Origin of the sequence: Nocardiopsis alba DSM 43377 (assembly GCF_000341225.1) — a bacterium.
GTDB classification, from domain to species: Bacteria; Actinomycetota; Actinomycetes; order Streptosporangiales; family Streptosporangiaceae; genus Nocardiopsis; species Nocardiopsis alba.
In genome coordinates this window covers 274811-296070 of the sequence record NZ_ANAC01000010.1, presented here as the reverse complement: position 1 = coordinate 296070, position 21260 = coordinate 274811, and the positions used below count along the sequence as shown (strand labels likewise).

At 71.3% G+C, this 21260-nt stretch carries 20 protein-coding genes and 1 riboswitch; of the genes, 14 read left to right on the top strand and 6 right to left on the bottom strand.

What is annotated here, in order from left to right:
* Window positions 1-83: 83 nt before the first annotated feature.
* The 3 genes from pdxS to D451_RS0108615 all read left to right on the top strand — a co-directional run bounded on the left by pdxS (window position 84) and on the right by D451_RS0108615 (window position 2491).
* Complete coding sequence (pdxS, locus tag D451_RS0108625; protein WP_014910757.1) at window positions 84-995, top strand: pyridoxal 5'-phosphate synthase lyase subunit PdxS; 912 nt, start codon at window positions 84-86, stop codon at window positions 993-995.
* A gap of 144 nt (window positions 996-1139) precedes the next feature.
* Window positions 1140-1748 (top strand): pyridoxal 5'-phosphate synthase glutaminase subunit PdxT, encoded by a 609-nt coding sequence (gene pdxT, locus D451_RS0108620; RefSeq protein WP_014909716.1) that lies wholly within the window; start codon window positions 1140-1142, stop codon window positions 1746-1748.
* Window positions 1745-2491 carry a YebC/PmpR family DNA-binding transcriptional regulator gene (locus tag D451_RS0108615; RefSeq protein ID WP_014910458.1) on the top strand — a complete coding sequence of 249 codons (747 nt, stop codon included), beginning with the start codon at window positions 1745-1747 and terminating at the stop codon, window positions 2489-2491. Before pdxT ends, D451_RS0108615 begins: the two co-directional genes overlap by 4 nt.
* A 102-nt stretch (window positions 2492-2593) precedes the next feature.
* On the opposite strand, the gene D451_RS0108610 is transcribed toward D451_RS0108615, so the two are convergent.
* A complete protein-coding gene (locus tag D451_RS0108610; protein ID WP_014909625.1) occupies window positions 2594-3019 on the bottom strand; it encodes a PPOX class F420-dependent oxidoreductase in 426 nt (141 codons plus the stop codon).
* Window positions 3020-3178: 159 nt separating this feature from the next.
* Between D451_RS0108610 and ruvC the strand changes: the two genes are divergently transcribed.
* From ruvC to D451_RS0108580, 6 genes are all read left to right on the top strand, one after another.
* Complete coding sequence (gene ruvC / locus D451_RS0108605) at window positions 3179-3727, top strand: crossover junction endodeoxyribonuclease RuvC (RefSeq protein ID WP_014911013.1); 549 nt, start codon at window positions 3179-3181, stop codon at window positions 3725-3727.
* Window positions 3728-3775: 48 nt separating this feature from the next.
* A complete protein-coding gene (gene ruvA / locus D451_RS0108600; RefSeq protein ID WP_017534115.1) occupies window positions 3776-4393 on the top strand; it encodes a Holliday junction branch migration protein RuvA in 618 nt (205 codons plus the stop codon).
* A 27-nt stretch (window positions 4394-4420) separates the two neighbouring features.
* Window positions 4421-5476 (top strand): Holliday junction branch migration DNA helicase RuvB, encoded by a 1056-nt coding sequence (gene ruvB / locus D451_RS0108595; RefSeq protein WP_014913526.1) that lies wholly within the window; start codon window positions 4421-4423, stop codon window positions 5474-5476.
* 313 nt (window positions 5477-5789) lie between these two features.
* Window positions 5790-6098 (top strand): preprotein translocase subunit YajC, encoded by a 309-nt coding sequence (gene yajC / locus D451_RS0108590; RefSeq protein ID WP_187294470.1) that lies wholly within the window; start codon window positions 5790-5792, stop codon window positions 6096-6098.
* A 118-nt stretch (window positions 6099-6216) separates the two neighbouring features.
* Window positions 6217-6771, top strand: a complete 555-nt coding sequence (locus tag D451_RS0108585) for an adenine phosphoribosyltransferase (protein WP_014910858.1) — start codon at window positions 6217-6219, stop codon at window positions 6769-6771.
* A 643-nt stretch (window positions 6772-7414) separates the two neighbouring features.
* Entirely contained in the window at window positions 7415-9592 is a 2178-nt protein-coding gene (locus tag D451_RS0108580; RefSeq protein WP_017534114.1) for a RelA/SpoT family protein, read from the top strand.
* A 91-nt stretch (window positions 9593-9683) separates the two neighbouring features.
* Here D451_RS0108580 and D451_RS0108575 read toward each other — a convergent pair whose 3' ends face one another.
* From D451_RS0108575 to D451_RS0108560, 4 genes are all read right to left on the bottom strand, one after another.
* A complete protein-coding gene (locus D451_RS0108575) occupies window positions 9684-10151 on the bottom strand; it encodes a nitroreductase/quinone reductase family protein (protein WP_017534113.1) in 468 nt (155 codons plus the stop codon).
* 100 nt (window positions 10152-10251) lie between these two features.
* On the bottom strand, window positions 10252-11445 hold the full coding sequence (locus D451_RS0108570; protein WP_017534112.1) for an acyl-CoA dehydrogenase family protein: 1194 nt from the start codon (window positions 11443-11445) through the stop codon (window positions 10252-10254).
* A gap of 49 nt (window positions 11446-11494) precedes the next feature.
* Window positions 11495-12778 (bottom strand): CaiB/BaiF CoA transferase family protein, encoded by a 1284-nt coding sequence (locus D451_RS0108565; RefSeq protein WP_014911943.1) that lies wholly within the window; start codon window positions 12776-12778, stop codon window positions 11495-11497.
* Window positions 12779-12781: 3 nt separating this feature from the next.
* Complete coding sequence (locus D451_RS0108560; RefSeq protein ID WP_014909282.1) at window positions 12782-13165, bottom strand: DUF3870 domain-containing protein; 384 nt, start codon at window positions 13163-13165, stop codon at window positions 12782-12784.
* A 215-nt stretch (window positions 13166-13380) separates the two neighbouring features.
* A riboswitch (SAM riboswitch) is annotated at window positions 13381-13495 on the top strand.
* A gap of 64 nt (window positions 13496-13559) precedes the next feature.
* Here D451_RS0108560 and D451_RS0108555 point away from each other — a divergent pair.
* The 3 genes from D451_RS0108555 to D451_RS0108545 all read left to right on the top strand — a co-directional run bounded on the left by D451_RS0108555 (window position 13560) and on the right by D451_RS0108545 (window position 16426).
* On the top strand, window positions 13560-14930 hold the full coding sequence (locus D451_RS0108555) for an aminotransferase class V-fold PLP-dependent enzyme (RefSeq protein ID WP_017534111.1): 1371 nt from the start codon (window positions 13560-13562) through the stop codon (window positions 14928-14930).
* Between the two features lie 252 nt (window positions 14931-15182).
* Window positions 15183-15899 (top strand): SAM-dependent methyltransferase, encoded by a 717-nt coding sequence (locus D451_RS0108550; protein ID WP_017534110.1) that lies wholly within the window; start codon window positions 15183-15185, stop codon window positions 15897-15899.
* Window positions 15890-16426 (top strand): DinB family protein, encoded by a 537-nt coding sequence (locus D451_RS0108545; protein ID WP_017534109.1) that lies wholly within the window; start codon window positions 15890-15892, stop codon window positions 16424-16426. Before D451_RS0108550 ends, D451_RS0108545 begins: the two co-directional genes overlap by 10 nt.
* 24 nt (window positions 16427-16450) lie before the next feature.
* On the opposite strand, the gene D451_RS0108540 is transcribed toward D451_RS0108545, so the two are convergent.
* Window positions 16451-18625, bottom strand: a complete 2175-nt coding sequence (locus D451_RS0108540; RefSeq protein ID WP_026124926.1) for a primosomal protein N' — start codon at window positions 18623-18625, stop codon at window positions 16451-16453.
* 121 nt (window positions 18626-18746) lie between these two features.
* Between D451_RS0108540 and fmt the strand changes: the two genes are divergently transcribed.
* Both fmt and D451_RS0108530 read left to right on the top strand, forming a co-directional pair.
* Window positions 18747-19682, top strand: coding sequence for a methionyl-tRNA formyltransferase (gene fmt / locus D451_RS0108535; protein ID WP_017534107.1), 936 nt, complete (start codon window positions 18747-18749; stop codon window positions 19680-19682).
* Window positions 19683-19760: 78 nt separating this feature from the next.
* Entirely contained in the window at window positions 19761-21227 is a 1467-nt protein-coding gene (locus D451_RS0108530) for an RsmB/NOP family class I SAM-dependent RNA methyltransferase (RefSeq protein ID WP_014911175.1), read from the top strand.
* The last annotated feature ends 33 nt before the right edge of the window (window positions 21228-21260 follow it).

Sequence of the window (21260 nt, the reverse complement as noted above, 5' to 3'; positions counted from 1 at the left end):
CGGTCGTCGGTCCGTACCCGAACGGACCACGCCCCGGACGCCGGGTCGAGCCAACCAGCAGACGAAAACGGGAGCCCATCACCGTGGCCAACAACGCATCGAACAGCCCCGACAACGCCGTCGGCACCCAGCGGGTCAAGCGCGGCATGGCCGAACAGCTCAAGAACGGCGTCATCATGGACGTCGTCACCCCCGAGCAGGCCAAGATCGCCGAGGACGCCGGTGCCGTGGCCGTCATGGCCCTGGAGCGGGTCCCCGCCGACATCCGCAAGGACGGCGGCGTCGCCCGCATGTCCGACCCGGACATGATCGACGGCATCGTCGAGGCGGTCTCCATCCCGGTCATGGCCAAGGTCCGCATCGGGCACTTCGTCGAGGCCCAGGTCCTGGAGTCCCTCGGCGTGGACTTCATCGACGAGTCCGAGGTCCTCACCCCCGCCGACGAGGCCTACCACATCGACAAGTGGGCGTTCACCGTTCCCTTCGTCTGCGGCGCGACCAACCTGGGCGAGGCCCTGCGCCGGATCGCCGAGGGCGCCGCGATGATCCGCTCCAAGGGCGAGGCCGGCACCGGCAACGTCGTCGAGGCCACCCGCCACATGCGCTCCATCAACGGTGAGATCAAGCGCCTGGGCACCCTCGACGAGCCCGAGCTCTTCGGTGCGGCCAAGGAGCTGCGCGCCCCCTACGAGATCGTCAAGGAGGTGGCCCGTCTCGGCAAGCTGCCGGTGCCGCTGTTCTCCGCCGGCGGTGTGGCCACCCCGGCCGACGCCGCCCTCATGCGTCAGCTCGGAGCGGAGAGCGTCTTCGTCGGCTCCGGCATCTTCAAGTCCGGCGACCCGGCCAAGCGCGCCGACGCCATCGTGCAGGCCACCCTGCACTACGAGGACCCCGCCGTGATCGCCCGCGTCTCCCGCGGCCTGGGCGAGGCCATGGTCGGCATCAACCTGGACGACCTGTCCGACTCCCAGCGTTACGCCGAACGCGGCTGGTGACGCGAGGCCCCTTCGGCCTCGCCCCCGCCCCGTGTCCGAGGGCCGGGAGAGCGGTGCGACCACGCTCTCCCGGCCCTCGGCCGTTCCCGTACACCCTCCCCGCCAGTACCATGGTCCCCTTCCGTCAGCCGAGTGAGGCCGCTTTTGACCGCCGCACCCACCATCGGTGTCCTCGCCCTCCAGGGCGACGTCGCCGAGCACGTCGCCGTCCTGGAGACATTGGGCGTATCCACCGGGAAGGTCCTGTCCCCGGAGCACCTGGACTCCGTGGACGCGCTGATCATCCCCGGTGGCGAGTCCACCACCATGTCCAAACTCGCCCGCAGGTACGGCCTGATCGACCCGTTGCGCAAGCGCGTCGCGGCCGGGATGCCCGCCTACGGCACCTGCGCGGGCATGATCATGCTCGCCGACGAGATCCTCGGCGGCACGGCCGACCAGGAGACCGTCGGCGGGATCGACATGACGGTCCGACGCAACGCCTTCGGACGTCAGACCGAATCCTTCGAGACCGGTGTGCGGATCGACGGGATCGGGGACGAGCCCTTCGACGCGGTCTTCATCCGGGCGCCCTGGGTGGAACGGGTGGGACCCGAGGTCACCGTCCTCGGACGCGTACCCGGTCCAGGCGAGGCCGGTAGGATCGTCGCCGTACTACAGGGCGGCCTGATGGCCACGTCCTTCCATCCCGAACTCACCGGCGACACGCGCATCCATCGCCTCTTCGTCGACATCGTGAAAGGACACGCATGAGCGGCCACTCCAAGTGGGCCACCACCAAACACAAGAAAGCCGTCATCGATGCCAAGCGCGGCAAGCTCTTCGCCAAGCTGATCAAGAACATCGAGGTGGCCGCGCGTACCGGTGGTGGGGACCCCGACGGGAACCCGACGCTCTACGACGCCATCCAGAAGGCGAAGAAGAACTCGGTCCCCGCCGACAACATCGAACGCGCGCGCAAGCGGGGCTCCGGCGAGGAGGCCGGTGGTGCCGAGTGGCAGACCATCATGTACGAGGGCTACGCCCCCGGCGGTGTGGCCCTGCTCGTGGAGTGCCTCACCGACAACCGCAACCGCGCGGCCTCCGAGGTGCGCGTCGCGGTCACCCGTAACGGTGGCAACATGGCCGACGCCGGATCGGTGTCGTACCTGTTCAACCGCAAGGGCGTCGTGATCGTGCCCAAGGAGGGCACCAACGAGGACGACGTCACCATGGCGGTCCTGGAGGCCGGCGCCGAAGAGGTCGAGGACATCGGCGACTCCTTCGAGATCATCTGCGAGGCCACCGACCTGGTCTCGGTGCGCACCTCGCTCCAGGAGGCCGGCATCGACTACGACTCGGCCGACTCCAACTGGCTGCCGAGCATGGAGGTCCCGGTCGACGCCGAGACCGCCAAGAAGGTCCTGCGCGTCGTGGACGCCCTGGAGGACTCCGACGACGTCCAGAACGTCTTCACCAACGCCGACATCCCCGACGAGGTCATGGCCGAGCTCTGAGCCCGGCCGCTCGATCGCGGTGACCGACCGGCCCGGGGGCCGGTGACGCCTGTGGCCGTACCCCTTTCCGGGGACGGCCACAGGCGTTCGTACGTCCGACCCTCAGCCGGTCATGTTCATCGCGGCGATCACCTTGGTGGGACGCAGCCGCACCACCAGTTCGCCGGGCACCCCGTTGCGCCTTCCGAACTCCTCGGCGCGTTCGGGCCCCATGTAGCGGCGGGCGATCGCGGTGGCGGTGCGCAGCAGCTCGCCCGTATCCTCCGACACCTCCGCCTCGCCCTGGACCTGGACGAACCCGTAGGGATCCTCCTCCAGGTCGACCAGCAGGGTGAGACGGGGGTCGCGCGCGATCGAACGTCCCTTGGCCGTCTCCTTCCCGGTGTTGAAGACCAGCGCGTCGCCGTCGATGACGAACCACACCGGCGCCACCAACGGACGGCCGTCGGCGGAGGTGTAGGCGACCTTGCCGGTACGCGTCCCCTGGAGCAGGAAGTCACGGACCTCGGGATCCTCGATGGAAGTCATGAGCTCACGCTAGGTCCGGAGAGGTGCCGGACCCCGACCCCGACACGCGCCTTCGTCGCCTTCCCCGCGAGGCCGCGCGTGTGCGCGACGGCGCTGTCGTCACGCGCCGCTAGCATGGTGCGAACGAACGTTCGACGGACCGAGGGAACAGGTGACCACGTGCGCGTGCTGGGGATCGACCCGGGGCTGACCCGCTGCGGGATCGGGGTGGTCGAGGGGTCCATCGGACGCCCCCTGCGCCTGCTGTCCGCGGACGCCATCCGGACCTCGCCCGACACCGAACTCCCGCAGCGCCTCCTCGCCGTCGAGCGCGGGATCGAGGAGTGGCTCGACGAGTACGAGCCCGAGGCGGTCGCCGTCGAACGCGTCTTCGCCCAGCACAACCTCAGCACCGTCATGGGCACCGCCCAGGCCAGCGGCCTCGCCCTGGTCTGCGCCGCCCGCCGGGGGTTGCCCGTGGCCACCCACACGCCGAGCGAGGCCAAGGCCGCCATCACCGGCAGTGGCCGAGCCGACAAGGCGCAGGTCGGCACCATGGTGGCGCGTATCCTCGGACTCGACGGACCTCCCAAGCCCGCCGACGCCGCCGACGCGGTGGCCCTGGCCATCTGTCACATCTGGCGTGGCGGCGCCCAGGCACGGGTCGCCCAGGCCCAACAGGACTTCGCCCGCAAGGTGGAGCTGGCCCGCCGCGCGCGGGGCCGGTGACACCGCCCCCAGGAAGGAGACGGGCGCCCCTCCCGGTGCCCACAGCAGATGATCGCGTTCCTCACCGGCCGGGTGGCCGCACGCGGCGCGGGCAGCGCCGTCATCGACGTCGGCGGTGTCGGCATGACCGTCCAGTGCACCCCGTCGGCCCTGTCCCGACTGCACGTGGGCGACGAGGGCACCGTCGCCACCAGCCTGGTCGTGCGGGAGGACTCCCTCACGCTCTTCGGCTTCGTCGACGACGACGAGAAGCACGTGTTCGAGCAGGTGCAGACCGCGTCGGGGGTGGGCCCCCGACTGGCCCTGGCCATGCTCGCCGTGCACAGCCCCGACAGCCTGCGCCAGGCCGTGCACACCGAGGACACCGCCGCCCTGACCCGGGTCCCCGGCATCGGTAAGAAGGGGGCCCAGCGCATCGTGCTGGAGCTGCGCGGCAAACTCGACGCGCCCATCGGCACCGACGGCACCCTGCCCGGGACCGAGGGCACGGCGAACGGCCGGGCGAACGGGGCCTGGCGCGGCCAGGTGGTCTCCGGCCTGGTCAACCTCGGCTGGTCGGCCAAGGACGCCGAGGCCGCCGCCTCGGCCGTGGCCGACGAGGCCGCCGACACCGACGACGTCACGGTCCTGCTGCGCAGCGCCCTGCGCAAGCTCAGCCGGATCTAGGGACCTTCAGGAGAGGAGGCGACGGACATGCACGAACGCGAGGCGGTCTCGCCCGAGGCCGACGTCGACGAACGTCGACTGGAGGGGGCGCTGCGCCCCCGCTCGTTGGAGGACTTCGTCGGCCAGGAACGGGTCCGCGAACAGCTCTCCCTCGTCCTGCACAGCGCCCAGCGACGGAATCGGGCGCCCGACCACATCCTCATGTCCGGTGGCCCGGGGCTGGGCAAGACCACCCTGGCCATGATCATCGCGGCCGAACTCGGCGTGCCGCTGCGCATCACCTCCGGCCCGGCGATCGAACGCTCCGGGGACCTGGCGGCGGTGCTGTCCACCCTTCAAGAAGGAGAGGTCCTCTTCCTCGACGAGATCCACCGCATGGCCCGCCCCGCGGAGGAGATGCTCTACGTCGCCATGGAGGACTTCCGTGTCGACGTGGTGGTCGGCAAGGGGCCCGGCGCGACCGCGATCCCCCTGGACATCGCCCCCTTCACCCTGGTCGGGGCGACCACGCGGGCCGGTATGCTCCCGGCCCCGCTGCGCGACCGCTTCGGGTTCACGGCGCACATGGACTTCTACGACGCCGACGAACTGGAGCGCATCCTGTACCGCTCGGCCGGACTGCTGGGCGCTCCCCTGGACCCCGAGGCCGCTCGGGAGATCGCCGGCCGCTCCCGAGGCACGCCCCGTATCGCCAACCGGCTGCTGCGCCGGGTGCGCGACTACGCCGAGGTGCGCGGGGACGGGGACCTCACCCTCCACAACGCCCGGGCCGCCCTCGACCTGTACGAGGTGGACGCCCTCGGGCTGGACCGACTGGACCGGGCCATCCTGGACGTGTTGATGCGCAGGTTCCGCGGCGGCCCCGTCGGGCTCTCCACCCTCGCCGTGTCGGTGGGGGAGGAGGCGGAGACCGTCGAGGAGGTCGCCGAACCCTTCCTGGTCCGTTCCGGCTTCCTGGCCCGCACCCCGCGCGGTCGGGTCGCCACCCCCCAGGCGTGGGAGCACATGGGGCTGACCCCTCCGCCCGACGCCGCCTTCGGCGCGGGCCGCGTGGAGGACGCCGCCGACACCGGGGCCGCGTGAACGAACCGTTAGCGGGTCGAACCCTGGAGGTTGGTGGTCGGTGACCCCCGCCACGTAAACTGGGCGAACCGGTCGAGAGCGGGGATCGCCCCGTGAGATGTCGTTTCGACATCGGCGGAACGAGTTGACACCCTGGTGCGTTGTACACCCCGGGTAGGAAACCGACCGCCGTGGTCGGGGCGGCCCGAAAGGTGGTCGTCGCGGGTGTCCCAACCGGCAGCCGTCGCCCACGAGAAACGTCAGGAAGGACGCCCCCGTGCAGGGCCTTACTAATCTCGCAGACGCCGCTCAGGGTGAGCAGAGCATCTTCGGCATGCTGCTTCCCTTCGTGCTGATCCTCCTGGTCTTCTGGCTGCTCTTCTGGCGCCCGAACCAGAAGCGTCGCCAGCAGGAGATGCAGATGCAGAGCGCACTGGTCCCGGGCGTCGAGGTCATGACCAAGGCGGGCATCTTCGCCACCGTGGTCGAGATCCACGACCAGGACGTGCTGCTGGAGATCGCTCCGGGCACCCGTATCCGCATGCTCAAGGCCGGTGTCGGCGAGGTCATCACCCCGGCCGCCGACGACACCCCGGTCGAGGACCGTCCCGACTTCGGCGACGACGACAAGCCCAAGGGCTGAACACCCGTCCCACGGGACGCACCACAGACTTCGGTACCGGCCCCGGCACTCCGGGTCCGGTACCGCCGTCGTTCGGTGACCCCATCGAACCGACCCATAGAAGAAGGCACCACCCGCCATGCCCGACGACACCGTGACCCCGGAGATCGCCGTGGACCTCGCCCTGATCGAGTCCCGGATCCGTGACGTCCCCGACTTCCCGCACGAGGGGATCCTGTTCAAGGACATCACCCCGCTGCTCGCCCATAGGGAGGCCTTCGCCGCGGCCGTCGACGGGATGTCGGCCCCCTTCCGCGCGGAGGGCGTCGACCACGTCGTCGGGTTGGAGGCGCGGGGGTTCATCTTCGGCGCCCCGATCGCGATGGCGTTGGGCGCCGGTTTCGTTCCCGCGCGCAAAGCCGGGAAACTGCCCGCGAAGACCATCGACCGGTCCTATGATCTTGAGTACGGCACCGCGACCGTCGAGATCCACGCCGACGCGATCGCTCCGGGCGCCCGTGTGCTCATCGTCGACGACGTCCTCGCGACGGGCGGCACCGGCAGGGCCGCGGTGGAGCTGGTCCGCAAGGCGGGTGGTACGGTCGTGGGATTCTCCGTCCTGATGGAGCTCGCAGCGCTCCGAGGGCGCGAGATGTTGCCCGACGTGGAGCCGCACATCCTCCTCTCGGTCTGACCGGAGATCCTCTCCTCGGCTGTCGCCTCACGGGGAATAGCGCGACGGTCCGTCCTCGTTGATCTACTCCGACACTCGGTGTGACGTACCTGGTGACCCGGGTCACCACGCGTACCACCGAAGTGGTGGGAACGAGGGACGCGAGGGGGTCGGACCGCTCCCCGCCCGCTCGGGGCGGGGCCCACTAGACTGGTGGGAAGAGGTGAACCGCGGCGGCCGCGTCGGCGAACGGCCCTGATGACACACGTGCACCGGAAGCCGAGCCCGCGAACGCCGGCTCCACCGGGCGGATCCGCGGGAGGTAGGCATGCCAAACGAAGTGGTTTCGACCGGAGCGACGTCCGCACGTGAGCAGGAGCGGGCGAACCCGTCCGAGACGGCCGAACGTACCTTCGAGAGGGACCGTGCCCCACAGGCCCCACAAGGCGCTCGCGCCGACGTGCCCGGAGGGCACACCGATGGCGATCGTGCCACGACCGCCGACAGACCACAGGGGGACCGCCCGGAGGGCGCCGCGGAGCATGCGGCGCCCTCCGACGTCTCGGGGCGGGAGATCCCGGGGCGCCAGGCGACCTCCACCACCCCCTCCACGGTGCGAGTACGCAGAAGGCTCGCCCGACTCGGCGCTCAGCGGGGAGTGACGATGAACCCGGTGCTCGAACCACTGATCAAGACGGTGCGGGCCACCCACCCCAAGGTGGACGTCCGGCTGATCGAGCGCGCCTACGAGGTGGCCGCCCACCACCACCGTCACCAGAAACGCAAGAGCGGCGACCCCTACATCACCCACCCGCTCGCCGTCGCCACCATCCTCGCCGAACTCGGCATGCAGGAGGCCACCCTGGCCGCCGCCCTGCTGCACGACACCGTCGAGGACACCGACTACTCCCTCGACGAGCTGCGCGCGGACTTCGGCGACGAGATCGCCGAACTGGTCGACGGCGTCACCAAGCTGGACAAGGTCAAGTACGGCGAGGCCACCCAGGCCGAGACGGTCCGCAAGATGGTCGTGGCCATGGCCCGCGACATCCGGGTCCTGGTCATCAAGCTGTGCGACCGCCTGCACAACATGCGCACCCTGCGCTACCTGCCCAAGAGGGCCAAGCGCGAGAAGAAGGCCCGCGAGACCCTGGAGATCTTCGCGCCGCTCGCCCACCGCCTGGGCATGAACACCATCAAGTGGGAGCTGGAGGACCTGGCCTTCGCCACCCTCTACCCCAAGCGCTTCGACGAGATCGCCCGTCTGGTCTCCGAACGCGCGCCCCGCCGCGACGTCTACCTCCAAGAGGTCATCGAGGCGGTCTCCGCCGACCTGCGCGAGTCCAAGCTCAAGGCGACCGTACGCGGCCGGCCCAAGCACTACTACTCGATCTACCAGAAGATGATCGCCCGCAACTGCGGCTTCGACGAGATCTACGACCTCATCGCGGTGCGGGTCCTGGTGGACAGCGTCCGGGACTGCTACGCGGCCCTGGGGACCATCCACGCGCGATGGAACCCGGTGCCGGGCCGGTTCAAGGACTACATCGCCATGCCGAAGTTCAACATGTACCAGTCGTTGCACACGACGGTCATCGGCCCCTCCGGCAACCCGGTCGAACTCCAGATCCGCACCCGCGCGATGCACCGACGCGCCGAATACGGCATCGCCGCGCACTGGAAGTACAAGGAGGACCGCAACACCGGCGGCGACGCCAAGGCCAAGGGCACCACCGACATGCAGTGGCTGCGCCAGCTCATCGACTGGCAGCAGGAGACCAAGGACCCGGGCGAGTTCCTGGAATCGCTGCGCTTCGACCTGTCGGTGCAGGAGGTGTTCGTCTTCACCCCTCAGGGCGACGTCATCTCCCTTCCGCAGGGGGCCACCGCCGTCGACTTCGCCTACGCGGTGCACACCGAGGTGGGCCACCGCACGGTCGGGGCCCGGATCAACGGACGTCTGGTGCCGCTGGAGAACGAGCTGCACAACGGCGAGACCGTGGAGATCCTCACCTCCAAGGACCCAGACGCCGGCCCCAGCCGCGACTGGCTCAACTTCGTCAAGAGCGCCCGCGCCCGTAACAAGATCCGCCACTGGTTCACCAAGGAACGCCGTGAGGCCGCGATCGAGCAGGGCAAGGAGGAGATCGCCAAGGTCATGCGCAAGCAGGAGCTGCCGGTCAAGCGCCTGTTCAGTGGAGAGGCGCTCATCGCCCTGGCCGGGGACCTGCGCTATCCGGACGTGGACTCGCTCTACGCGGCGGTGGGGGAGCGCCAGGTCAGCGCGCAGAGCATCGTCGGCAAGCTCGTCGACGCCATGGGGGGCCTGGACAGCCATACCGAGGACATCGCCGAGTCCTCCCTGCCCTCCAAGGCCGCGGCCGGTCGACAGCGTTCGGGCAACCCGGGCGTGGTCGTGGCCGGCGACGGGGACGTGTGGGCGCGTCTGTCCAAGTGTTGTACCCCCGTCCCGGGCGACGAGATCGTCGGTTTCGTGACCCGGGGCAACGGGGTGTCGGTGCACCGGGCCGATTGCGCCAACGCCGCCAGCCTGGACCGGGAGCGCATGGTCGACGTCGAGTGGCGGCCCACCGAGGACTCCATGTTCCTGGTGGCCCTGCACGTGGAGGCGCTGGACCGGGCCCGGCTGCTGTCGGACATCACCCGGGTCCTGTCCGACCAGCACGTCAACATCCTGTCGGCCACCGTGCAGACCAGTCGGGACCGGGTGGCGCAGAGCCGTTTCACCTTCGAGATGGCCGACCCCACCCACCTGGGCAGTGTCCTGCGCGCGGTGCGCGGGGTCGACGGCGTCTACGACGTCTTCCGCGTGCGCAACTGATCGCGGACGGGTCGCTCGTGCGGCCCTGCCTCGCACAAGAGAAAGGCCCCGGCCACCCGAGGGGGTGGCCGGGGCCCTTCCCGTGTCCGGTTCAGATCCGGATGGTCGTGGACCGCACGATCCGGAAGACCGGGTGCCGATCGGCCTCGGCCACGAACGCCTCCACCGGGGCCTCCGGCGGGGCGTCGAAGTACGGGGCCACGATCGCGGCGCGGCCGTGATCCAGATACTCGCGCAGCGCCGGACCGGCCTCCTCGGGGGCCGCCTCCCGCACGCTCACCAGTTCGATCCAACCACCCCGACGCAGGGTCGCGAAACCGTCCTTGCGCAGGTTGCGCACCCAGTTCACCTCGCCGTACGGGGAGACCAGGTACCGGCCGTTCTCGCCGTCCAGCACACTGACCGGAGTGGTCCGCAAGAACCCGGACCTGCGCCCCCGGGTGGTGAGCAGGTGCATCTCCGGCGGGCAGACCCCGTACTTGACGAAGCCGCTGACGACCGCGTCGGCGACACGGCGCAGCCTCGTCGCCTCGAACCGCTTGGTCGGTTCGTTCACCATCTGGGCTACTCCCTCACTCGGCTGTTCCCCATTGTGGTGGGTGACGGCCTCCGATGACACCCGGGAATCGGCGAGATCCGGCACAGGAACGGACGAGTCCTCAGCGGAAGGCGGAGATCCCGGTGACGGCCTGACCGATGCTCAGCGCGTGGATGTCCTCGGTCCCCTCGTAGGTGGCGACGGTCTCCAGGTTCACCATGTGGCGCATCACCGGGTACTCCAGGGTGATGCCGTTGGCCCCGTGCAGCCCGCGCGAGACGGACGCCACCCGCTGGGCCGCCGCCACGTTGGCGAACTTACCGAAGCTGACGTGGTTGTGGTGGCATTCGCCCCGGTCCTTGAGTCGGCCGATGCGCAGCGCCGTCATGCCGGCGTGGTTGACGTCCACGACCATGTCGGCCAGCTTGCGCTGGGTGAGCTGGAAACCGCCGATGGGGCTTCCGAACTGCTCACGGGTGAGCGAGTACTCGCGGGCCGCCTCGTAGCAGGCGCGGGCGGCGCCGGCCACGCCCCACACGATCCCGTACCGGGCCTCGTTCAGGCAGGACAGCGGGGAACCCAACCCCTTGGAGGAGGGCAGCACCGCGTCCTCGGGCAGACGCATGCCCTCCAGGACCAGTTCGGAGGTGATGGAGGCGCGCAGGGACAGCTTCTTGTGCACGACGTTGGCGGTGAACCCGGGGGTGTCGGTGGGCACGACGAACCCGCGGATGCCCTCGTCGGTGGCGGCCCACACCACGGCGACGTCGGCGACCGAACCGTTGGTGATCCACATCTTGGTGCCGTCGAGGACCCAGTCGGAGCCGTCCTTACGGGCACGGGTGCGCATCGAGCCCGGGTCGGAGCCCGAGTCGGGCTCGGTCAGACCGAAACAGCCGATCGCGTCGCCGGCGGCCATGCGCGGCAGCCACTCGTTCTTCTGCTCCTCGGAGCCGAACTTGTGGATCGCGGCCATGGCCAGGGATCCCTGCACGGACACGAAGCTGCGCAGACCGGAGTCGACCGCCTCCAGCTCTCGGCAGGCCAGACCGTAGGCGACGGCGCTGGAACCGCCGCAGCTGTAGCCCTCCAGGTGCATGCCGAGGACACCGAGGTCGCCGAAGGCCTTGGCCAGACCACGCGGGTCGGGCAGGGTGCCGGCCTCGAACCAGTCGGCGACGTGCGGCAGGAGCTCGCGGGAGGCGAATCCGCGGACGGCGTCGCGCACGTCGCGTTCGGTGTCGGACAGTTCGGAGTCGACCGCCAGGAAGTCGTACGGGTCCGGGGCGGCGGCCTTGTGTCGGGGGTCGCTCATGGGCGGATGTCCTCTCGTGACTCTGTGCTGTGCGGGGTCGGTACGGGGGTCATTCGGTGGTATCGGGACGGACGTCGGTGCGCTGGACGGCGCCGCGTTCGACGAGCGCGGCGATGCGTTCCGGTGTCAGCCCCAGCTCGGTGAGGATCTCCTCGGAGTGCTGACCGAGCAGCGGGGGAGCGGCCATCGGTACGGGGGTCCCGGCCATGCGGAACCCGGCGCGCACCTGTTCGAGCGGGCCGGCGGTGGGGTGGTCGACGGTGCGCAGGACGTCGTCGCCCGAGGTGTCGGCGGTGCGCAGGGCGTCCAGGACCCCGCGTACGCGGCCGACGGGGACCCCGGCATCGACCAGGGCCGTCATCCAATGGTCGGCCGGGCGCGATCGCAGGACCTTGGACAGTTCGTCGATCAGGGCGTCACGGTGGGCGACCCGGTCCGGGTTGGTGCCGTAACGGGGGTCCTCGGCCAGGTCGGGGCGGTCGATCGCCGCGCACAGGCGCCGGTAGAGGGCGTCGTTCCCGGCGGCCACCACGATCTCCGCGTCGGCGGTCGGGAACACCTGGTAGGGCACGATGGTGGTGTGCGCGTTGCCCACCCTCGCGGGCTCCCGATCGGTGACCAGGGACTGCTGGGCGAGGTTGACCAGGGCGGAGAGGGTGGAGTTGATCAGCGAGACGCTGATCTCCTCGCCCCTGCCGGTCTCCCGGGCCCGCATGAGCGCCCCCAGGATGCCCACGGCGGCGTTGAGGCCGGTGAGCACGTCGGTCAGGGCCACCCCCACCTTGCTCGCGGGGCCCTCGGCCGGGCCGGTGGTCGCCATCAGACCGCTCTCGGCCTGCACGACGATGTCGAAACCCGGTCGACCGGTCGGTTCGTGCTCGGGGCCGAAACCGCTCACCGAGCAGTACACGACCGCGGGGTTGCGTTCGCTGATCCGCTCGTAGCCCAGGCCCAGACGGTCGATCACCCCCGGACGGAAGTTCTGGATGACCACGTCGGAGGAGGCGCACAGCTCCTGCACCGCGGCCAGACCCTCGGGGTCCTTCAGGTCCACGGCCAGGCTGCGCTTGTTCCGGTTGACGGACAGGAAGTAGGCGGCCTCGCCGGGGGAGTGCGCGGCCTCGTGCTCCTCGGTGGGCGCGGCGTAGGGCGGCCCCCAGGAACGGGTGTCGTCTCCTCGCCCGGGCTGTTCGATCTTGACGACCTCGGCGCCCATGTCCGCCAACAACATGGTCGCGTAGGGGCCGGCCAGGACCCGGGACAGATCGGCGATCCGGACCCCCGCCAGGGGCAGGGGCGCGTCGGTCGTGGAGGGTTCGGGACTGGTGGTCAAGGGTCACTCCTCGCCGTCGGGGGCAACGGGAAGCTGGTCGCCGTCCCGCAACTGGTAGTAGGTCTCCAGGCAGCGACGCAGGGCCGTCGTGAGCGCGGCGCCCGACTGGCCCGCGTACCGTGTCTGGACCCGATGGACGATCTCCGCGATGTCCTCGGTCACCGAGGCGCCCTCCACCAGGGCACGGAAGAAGTCCTTGGCCAGGTCGGTGAGCAGGGTGGTGTCCGCGGCGACGATGCGGCCGTCCGCGGAGTCCACCGCGAGCACGACACCGAGCCGCTGGTACTGGGAATGGCTCGCCACCGAGTCGGGAAGACGGGCGTAGCCGGAGATGAGCACAACCCTGGGGTTGCGGAAGAGCTGCTGAATACGGTCGTCGCCGTGCAACGGACACACCTCTCGTCTGCGGGCATGCGAAAACTCCGATGGACTGGAGTCTCGCGCCTGAAGGGCGGCCGGGGGAAACCGGACACCCGCGACGTGAGGGCAGTTCGGGAACAGTATGGCCCAGTGGCTCCTCTCGATGTCAAGCAGGGAGGTGTTCCAGACCACAGGAGAGCGCGGGTGCGCCCTCACCGAACGTTGTGTTACATTTCCGCACAGGTCACGAGTGCCAGCGTCAAGCCCCGGCTTGCTGGCCGGCAACCCTCCTTCCGCGGTGGGGTGCCCCGGGTGAGGACCAGGTCCCGACACGACCGTGTCAGACAAGCGCGGACCCCTGAGGCTGAGCCATGCGGAGCCATGCCCTGTGGGTCCCCCGACCCACAGAAGAGGTGCCCTCATGACCACTGTCATCCCGTTCGACCCCGCCCGTGCCGGCCGTACCGACGGAGTGCCCCACCCGGCCTCCCGCCCGGCCTCCGCCGACCGTTCGATCGTCACCGCGGACGGTGGTGTCCCCCTGATCACCGGCGAGCGCGTCGACTACGCCAACTTCGACTACGCGGCCAGCGCCCCCTGTCTGACCGCCGTCGCCGACGCCCTCTCCACGGCCCTGCCGTTCTACGCCAGTGTGCACCGGGGCGCGGGTCACCACTCCCAGGTCAGCACCGAGGCCTACGAACGCTCCCGGCGCAGCGTCGCCCGCTTCCTGGGGGCACGCCCGGACACCGACGCCGTGGTCTTCGTCCGCGGCACCACCGACGCCCTCAACCTGCTGGCCCGCTCCGTCCCCGAGGGCTGCACCGTGGTGGTCTTCGAGTCCGAGCACCACGCGAGCCTGCTCCCCTGGGAGCACCCCGCGGCCCGCTCCGGCCGGGTGGTGCGGCTGCCGCTGCCCGAGAGCCCCGAGGCCGCCGTCGAGGCCGCGCGCGAGGCCCTGCGCGCGGCGCCGGAGGGGCCCCGACTGCTGTGCGTGACGGCGGCCTCCAACGTCACCGGCGAGATCTGGCCGATCGCCGAGCTGGTGGCGGCCGCCCACGCCGAGGACGCCCGGGTGGTGGTCGACGCCGCCCAGTACGTGCCCCACCTGCCGTTCAGCCTGGCCGAGACCGGCGCCGACTACGTGGCGCTGTCCGGGCACAAGCTCTACGCCCCCTTCGGATCCGGGGTGCTGGCCGGACGTTCCGACTGGCTGAGCGAGGCCACCCCCTACCTGTCCGGCGGCGGCGCCACCCGGCGGGTGAGCGAGCACGACGTCCTCTGGAACGACCTGCCGGCCCGGCACGAGGCGGGCAGCCCCAACGTGCTGGGCGCCGTGGCGCTGGCCGCGGCCTGTGACGCCTTCACCCCCGAGGCCCTGGCCGAGCAGCACATCCGTGAGTCGGTCCTGCTGGAGCGGCTGCGTTCGGGGTTCGCCGAGATCGACGGGGTGCACGAGCTGACCCTGTGGGACGCCGAGCACGAACGGGTCGGCATCGTCTCCTTCGTGGTCGACGGGCTGCCCGCGGGCCTGCTGGCCGCCGCCCTGTCGGCGGAGTACGGCATCGGGGTGCGCGACGGCCTGTTCTGCGCCCACCCGCTCACCGACCACCTGCTCCCCGAGGGGCACGACCAGGCGGTCCGCGCCAGCCTCGGCGTGGGGACCACCGAGGAGCACGTCGACCGTCTGGTCGGCGCGGTGGCCGATCTCGTCGCCCGCGGTCCGCGCTGGGAGTACGTCGACCTCGACGGTCGCCTCGTCCCCGCCCCGGACCCGCGCGCCACGCTCTGAACCCCCTCCGAGACCCGCTCCGTCCGGTCCGGGACGCTCCGACGCGGCCCTCGGGACCTCGGTCCCGCACGAACGCGGGACCGAGGTTCGTGTGAAGAGAGCAGAAGGACACATTTCACCCGGGGGTGTGTCGGGTATCACTTTCGCAGACGGTACTATCTGGCCCTGACGGCAAGGCGCGCACCGTCGGGGACCCGACCGGTCCCCTCGGCTCCGGCGCCCTGCCCGCCACAGGCGAACCGGTTGGGGAGCGTGATCGTGACGGACGTCCGAGGACCCGAGGCAGGTCGTCTCACGGCCGTGTTCCGAGAACGTCGACCCCTCCGGGTTCCAGGGCAGCGCCCCCGCGTGGTCGAACTCGACACCCGTGATCGCCCGGCGGCGGACCCGGCACGGGCCGAGGAGATCCGTCTCCACCAGGCCTTTCTCGGCCGGGTCGTCGACTACCTGTGCGCCGACGCGGGCGTACGCCAGTTCGTGGACTGGGGCTGTCCGGTCCCCGGCACGACCGAGCGAATACGCGAGGCAGCCCCCGAGGCCCGGGTCGTCCATGTCGCCCCCGAGGGCACCGCGGGCGTCCTGGCCTCCTCCGGGACCGCGACCGCCCTGTCCGGTGACGGTTCCGGGACCAGGTCGCTCCTTCGCAGGCTCCGTGACAGCGGGCTCGTCGACTTCGGCGAGCCCGTCGCCGTTCTGATGACCCGTCCCTTCCCCTCCGGCGCCGCCCCCGATGGCCTCGGCGACCTGCGCTCCCTCATGCGCGGCGGCGGCTACCTCGCCCTCACCTCCACCGCCCCCCGTGCCGAACTGGAGCGTGCCTTCGACCCCTTCCGCACGCTCGAGCCCGGGGTCGCCGACCTCACCTGGTGGCCCTACCCGGACGAGGACGTGCCCGACCGGGGCTGTGGGATCCTGGCCGGCCTGGGCCGAGTCCGTGAACGAGGAAGGGGTACGAGCCGATGGCGGTGAACTGGAACGGCGAGATCCTCGCTCAGACCCGCTTCTACTGGGATTTCTCGCTGTGGCCCCGTCTCGAGGGGCTCACCGACGAGGAGTTCTACTGGGAGCCGGTGGAGAACTGCTGGACCGTGCGCCGGCGTGAGGACGGACGTCACGCACCCGACGGCGCCTATCCCGAACCCGATCCGCCGCCGGTCACCACCATCGCCTGGCGGCTCGGCCACATCGTGGTCGACGTGCTGGAGACCCGGATCGACCGCCACTTCGGCGACGGCACCGCCAACCGCGACACCATCGACTGGCCCTCGACCGCCGACGAGGCCCGCGAACGCCTGCGCGTCGCCTACCTCACCTGGTCCGAGTACGTGGGGCGACTCGACGACGAGGACCTGGCCCGGCCGGTCGGCTCGGCCGAACCGTCCCAGTGGTCGACCTTCCCGATGGTCGTCCTGGTCCTGCACCTGAACCGGGAGCTGATCCACCACGGCGCCGAGGTCGCCCTGCTCCGGGACCTCTACCGCGCCGACTTCGGCTAGGAGCGACGCCCGCGTCCGGGGGACTCAGATCACCCGGAGCGGGTCCACCCGCACCTGCGCCAGATGCTCGTCACGGCGGGCGCTGCGCGCCACGGCGGCCGCCTTCAACGCCCGGGCCAGGGCGCCGATCGATCCTCGGGGCACCCGCAACAGGGCGCGTTCGGTCGGCTGCCCACCCTGGTCGGAGCGTTCGGGGTCGATCGGGACCGGCCCGAGCAGTTCGGCCTCCTCGGGCAGGGCGATCTGGTCCAGAAGCTCGCGCACGTGCTCGGCGCCGCCGGTGATCGAGGCCATCGAGACGGCCGGAGGGAAGCCCAACCCCCTGCGGTCGGCCAGCTCGCGTTCGGCGAAACCGCCCGGATCCCAACGCACCAGCGCCTGGACCACCGGGGAGGAGGCGTCCGCCGACACGACCACGGTGCCTCCGGGACGGACCAGGGCGGCGGCGTTCAGCCACCGGCGCAGGGTCTCCTCGGAGGCGCGCAGGTCGGCCCGGTTGAGCAGCGCCCACCCGTCCAACAGGACGGCGGCCGCGTAGCCGTCGCCCTCGACCGTCGGTTCGGCGCCGGGGGTGGCCACCACCAGCGCCGGACGATCCGGCACCCGGGTCAGTACCTCTTCGCGGCCCGAGGTGCGCACCGCCAACGAAGGGAAGGCACGCCCCAGCTCCTCGGCGGTACGGCGGGCCCCCACCACGACGGCGCGCATACGCGTCACCCCGCACTCGGGGCAGGCCCACTGTCCGGCCACACGCCCGCACCAGCCGCAGGAGGGCATGGCGTGCGATCCGCGCAGCGCCAACGGGCCGTGGCAGGCGTCGCAACGGGCGGGCTCCCGGCATCCGGCGCAGGCCAGGCTGTTCAGGTACCCCCTCCGAGGGACCTGGAAGAGCACGGGTCCCGACCTGGTGGCCTCTCGGGCGGAGCGGAGCGCCAGGCTGGGCATACGGGCGGAGCGGGCGGCCTCGTCCCGTGCCAGCTCCCGGTCGTCCCCGGCCGGACGGATGACCGGGGCCCGCCGGCGCAGGGTCGCCCGGTCGGCGAGCAGCGGATGGGCCCACCCCGATTCCACCAGGAGTTGGGCGTCGGTGGTGCGGGTGTGTCCACCGATGAGCGCTCCGGCGCCCGCCTTGTGCGCGCGCATGGCCAGCACCGTGCGCGCGTGCGGGTAGGGGGCGTGCGGCTCCACGTGCACGTCGTCGCCGTCGTCCCACAGCACCACCAGACCCAGGTCGCGCACAGGAGCGAAGACGGCGGCCCTGGTACCGACCACCACCCGGACGCCGCCCCGCAGGACCGACAGCCAACGCCGGTAGCGTTCGGCCGGACCCAGATCGGCGGTGAGCGCCGCGTGCCGTCCCTCGCCCAGGTGCCGGACGAGCGCGGCGTCCACCGAGGCCACGTCGCGACCGTCGGGCAGCACGATCACGGTGCCCCGGTCCGCGGCCAGGGCGGCCCGCGCCGCGACCGCGATCGCGTCGGTCCAGTCGGTGCCCGGCAGGGCGTTCCATACGGCGCGGGCGGGCCGGCCCTCGCTCAGCGCGCGGACGAACGCGGGACCTTCCGGATAGGCGTCCCACGGCCCCGGGTCGATGCCCAGGACGGCGGCCTCCACCGTCCCTTGGACGGCGGGCCCTTCGCCCTCGGCCGTCTCCGGGGGCGGGGCGGTGTCCGACGGGGGGTCCTCGCCTCCATCGTCGGTGTCCGAGGTCTTCGCGTCGGGCGCGGCCTCCTTCTCCACCCGCGCGTGGCGGGGAGGGATGGCCAGACGCAGAACGTCGCTCAGCGTGCCCGCGTAGCGGTCGGCCACCGCCCGGGCCAGATCCAGGATCTCGGGGGAGAGCACGGGTTCGGGGGAGACCACCGTCTCCAGGTAGGCCAGGCGCCCCGCGAACTCCGAACTCTCCACCCGCTCGACGAGCAGGCCCGCGAGCTGACGGCCGTTGAAGCGGACCTTCACCCGACAGCCCGGTACGGCCTTCTCGTCCATGTCGGCGGGCACCCGGTAGTCGAAGGGACGATCCAGGTGGGGGAGGGGGGTGTCCACGATGACACGCGCGATGGGAAGCCGGTCGGCGGGCCTGCGCGCGGCCGGACGCCGCCCCTTCGCGGTGGCGGCCTTCTCCTTGGCCGTCTCCTTCCTCGCCCCCGCGGGCAGGTCGAAGAGGCCCTCATCGGGGTCACCGGACTGCGCTGTCATCATCCATGGTCTATCAGATCGCGACGACGGTCCCACGGCGCGAGGGATCCGACACCACCGGCGAATGGCGGGAACCCTGGTAGAACAGTGATCCGTAACCGCTGTGGAGGGGGAACCGACCATGAAGCTCGTCTTTGCCGGTACACCGGAGGTGGCGGTGCCCTCGCTCCGGGCACTGATCGACTCCGATCACGAGGTCGCCGCCGTGGTCACCCGACCCGACGCCCGCTCCGGACGCGGCCGCAAGGTGTCGGCGAGCCCGGTCGCCGAGCTGGCCGAGAGCGAGGGCATCGAGGTCCTCAAACCGGCGAAGGCCGGAGACCCGGGGTTCCTGGAGCGGCTGAGGGAGATCGCCCCCGACTGCTGTCCGGTGGTCGCCTACGGCGCGCTGCTGCCCCAGAGCGCCCTGGACATCCCCGAGCACGGGTGGGTCAACCTGCACTTCTCCCTGCTGCCCGCGTGGCGCGGGGCGGCCCCGGTCCAGCACGCCCTGCTGCACGGGGACGACGTCACCGGGGCCTCCACCTTCCGGATCGTCAAGGAACTCGACGCCGGACCGGTCTTCGGCACCCTGGCAGAGACGGTCCGTCCCACCGACACCAGCGGTGAACTCCTGGGACGGCTGGCCGAGTCCGGGGCCGGTCTGCTGCTCCGCACGATCGACGGCATCGCCTCGGGCGAGCTGTCGCCGGTGCCCCAGCCGGAGGCCGACGTCTCCTACGCGAGCAAGCTCACCCCGCTGGACGCCGAACTCGACTTCACCGCGCCCGCCCGGCGGGTGGACCGGGTCGCCCGGGCCTGCACGCCGGCCCCCGGCGCCTGGACGACCTTCCGCGGCACCCGGCTGAAGGTGGGCCCGGTCCGTCCGATCACCGACGCCGACCGCCCCGAACTGGAGCCGGGACGCCTGCACGTCGACAAGAAGCGGGTCCTGGTGGGCACCAGTACCCACCCGGTCGAACTCGGCACGGTTCAGCCCCAGGGGAAGAAGGCCATGGCGGCGGTGGACTGGGCCCGGGGGACGCGCCCCACCGAAGACGACCTTCTGGGGCGTTGAGCTGCCGTACTCTCGATGCTGGCGTGCGCGGGAGCGCGCGCCGGAACACGTCCCCGGCTTGTTGAGGCAGAGCACACGTTGAGCGAGCAGTCCCGTTCCCAGCACCACCGCCCTCGACGGGGCGCCGAGTCCGGGCGTGGCGGTCGTCGCTCCGGACCGCCGCCCCGTCCGCGCGACCCGGCCCGCAGGGTCGCCTACGACGTGCTGCGCGCGGTCGAACAGCGCGACGCCTACGCGAACCTGCTGTTGCCGGTCCTGTTGAGCGAGCGCGGCGTCCATGGTCGTGACGCGGCCCTGGCCACCGAGCTGACCTACGGCACCCTGCGCCGTCAGGGGACCTACGACGCCGTCCTGGAGACCTGCGTGGACCGCACGCTGGCCTCGGTGGACGGCGAGGTGCTCCCTCTGCTGCGGATGGGCGCGCACCAACTGCTGTCCACCAACATCCCGCCGCACGCGGCGGTCGGTGAGACGGTCGATCTGGCCAGGCGGGTGGTGGGCCACCACCGCTCCCGGTTCGTCAACGCGATCCTGCGCAAGGTGAGCGCCCGCGACCTGGAGGAGTGGACGGCGATCGTCGCCCCCGAGCGCGACCGGGATCCGAGCGGCTATCTGTCGGTCGTCCACAGCCACCCGCGTTGGGTGGTCAAGGAACTGGCCCGCGCGCTCGGGGAGCGGGCGAAGGACGCCGGTCTGCCGCGCACCGAGGAACTGCTGAAGGCCCACAACGAGCGTCCCAGGGTGACCCTGGTCGCCAAGCCGGGACGTTCGAAGGTCTCGGACCTGGAGGAGGCCGGGGCCGAGCCCGGCCGTTACTCGCCCTTCGCCGCCTACCTGCCGGAGGGGGACCCCGGCGCCATCCGCGAGGTGCGCCAGAACCGGGCCGCGGTCCAGGACGAGGCGAGCCAGCTCGTCGCCCTGGCGCTGACCCGGGTCGACGCCCATGGCGAGGACCGTCGTTGGTTGGACATGTGCGCCGGGCCCGGCGGTAAGGCGGGGCTGTTGGCCTCCCTCGCCGGGCAGCGCGACGCCCGCCTGGTGGCCTCCGAGCTCCAGCCCGCGCGGGCCGGTCTGGTGGCCGGCGCCGTACGCCGCGCCCCTCGGGACGCCGGGCGCGCGATCGTCGCGGACGGCACCAGGCCCGCGTGGCGTCGCGAGGTCTTCGACCGTGTCCTGGTGGACGTGCCCTGCACCGGGCTGGGCGCTCTGCGTCGCCGTCCGGAGTCGCGGTGGCGGCGTTCGCCGGAGAACGTCGTCGAGTTGGCCCCGCTCCAACGGGAGCTGCTCACGAAGGCGGTGGAGTCGGTGCGTCCGGGCGGTGTGGTGGCCTACGTGACCTGTTCGCCACACCTGGACGAGACCGATGTCATCGTCCAGGGGGTGCTCTCGGAGCGCGACGACCTGGAGCTGCTGCGGGCCCCGGACTACCTCGACGAGGTCCCCGACCTCGCGGCGGGGCCGGAGGGAAGGTACGCGCAGTTCTGGCCGCACGTGCACGGCACCGACGCGATGTTCCTGGCCCTGCTGCGTAAGCGGAACGGCTGATCCGACCCGGATCGAGGACCCTCGATCCGGGCT

Coding starts and splice junctions, on each gene's coding strand:
- D451_RS0108615 (WP_014910458.1), top strand. CDS start 1,745: ATGAGCGGCCACTCCAAGTGGGCCACCACCAAACACAAGAAAGCCGTC.
- D451_RS0108610 (WP_014909625.1), bottom strand. CDS start 3,019: ATGACTTCCATCGAGGATCCCGAGGTCCGTGACTTCCTGCTCCAGGGG.
- ruvA (WP_017534115.1), top strand. CDS start 3,776: ATGATCGCGTTCCTCACCGGCCGGGTGGCCGCACGCGGCGCGGGCAGC.
- ruvB (WP_014913526.1), top strand. CDS start 4,421: ATGCACGAACGCGAGGCGGTCTCGCCCGAGGCCGACGTCGACGAACGT.
- yajC (WP_187294470.1), top strand. CDS start 5,790: ATGCTGCTTCCCTTCGTGCTGATCCTCCTGGTCTTCTGGCTGCTCTTC.
- D451_RS0108585 (WP_014910858.1), top strand. CDS start 6,217: ATGCCCGACGACACCGTGACCCCGGAGATCGCCGTGGACCTCGCCCTG.
- D451_RS0108580 (WP_017534114.1), top strand. CDS start 7,415: ATGAACCCGGTGCTCGAACCACTGATCAAGACGGTGCGGGCCACCCAC.
- D451_RS0108575 (WP_017534113.1), bottom strand. CDS start 10,151: ATGGTGAACGAACCGACCAAGCGGTTCGAGGCGACGAGGCTGCGCCGT.
- D451_RS0108570 (WP_017534112.1), bottom strand. CDS start 11,445: ATGAGCGACCCCCGACACAAGGCCGCCGCCCCGGACCCGTACGACTTC.
- D451_RS0108555 (WP_017534111.1), top strand. CDS start 13,560: ATGACCACTGTCATCCCGTTCGACCCCGCCCGTGCCGGCCGTACCGAC.
- D451_RS0108545 (WP_017534109.1), top strand. CDS start 15,890: ATGGCGGTGAACTGGAACGGCGAGATCCTCGCTCAGACCCGCTTCTAC.
- D451_RS0108540 (WP_026124926.1), bottom strand. CDS start 18,625: ATGACAGCGCAGTCCGGTGACCCCGATGAGGGCCTCTTCGACCTGCCC.
- fmt (WP_017534107.1), top strand. CDS start 18,747: ATGAAGCTCGTCTTTGCCGGTACACCGGAGGTGGCGGTGCCCTCGCTC.